Below are 709 nucleotides of genomic sequence, written 5' to 3' on the forward strand. Positions count from 1 at the left end.
ATATTGAATGTGATGATTTGTAGTATCCTGTATTGGATTATCTTGTTGTATATCGTCATCTTTAATTCCCATTGTGATGTCATCATAAGGTGTGTATCTATTTGAAGGTGCTGATTTCTTTTTTATCAGCCGATAACAAACAAAGCATATTACAGAAATAACAAATAAAGTATAAGCATATGCCATTTAATCACTCCTTAAAAAGATTACTTACTACTTTATCTCACTATATCCTCTAATATTCCTTTGTTCAAAAATAACAAACTTTACGAAAACAGCTCAAAAGATAAAAAGCATTAAGGCTTTGTCGGGATTCCTTCAGATCTGTCCAACTAGCAAAACGGACCTTGAAACCAATCTTGATCTAACTTTGAGAAAAGGAATTATTTATTATGAAATGTATTGACTTTATGGTGGGAAAGGATTAATATAAATAAGCACCAATTAAAACAAACGAAAAACCTCATCGCTTTTGGCTGATTGCTGAAAGAAATAAAATAACTATTGACTTCTTACTATGAAAATGATAAGATTAAATGGTCGCTGAAAAACACAGCGATTTAAAATAAGTTAAAAACTTCGCAGAAGTTGACAACTAATCAATAAGATGTTATTATGAATAAACAGCCGTTCGCAAGAACGATTGTGAAATTGCTCTTTGAAAACTGAACAAAACAAAGCGCCAACGTTAAATTTTAAGTGAGCACAC

1 protein-coding gene is annotated in these 709 nt (G+C 30.9%); it reads right to left on the bottom strand.

Annotated features, from left to right (window positions below; translation table 11 throughout):
- A partial coding sequence (locus tag V3595_RS28660) for a DUF3951 domain-containing protein (protein ID WP_485911342.1) occupies positions 1 to 186 on the bottom strand: 186 nt, incomplete at its 3' end.
- Between the last annotated feature and the right edge of the window lie 523 nt (positions 187 to 709).

Source organism: Bacillus sp. CFBP9009 (genome assembly GCF_036541465.1).
GTDB lineage: Bacteria > Bacillota > Bacilli > Bacillales > DSM-1321 > Peribacillus.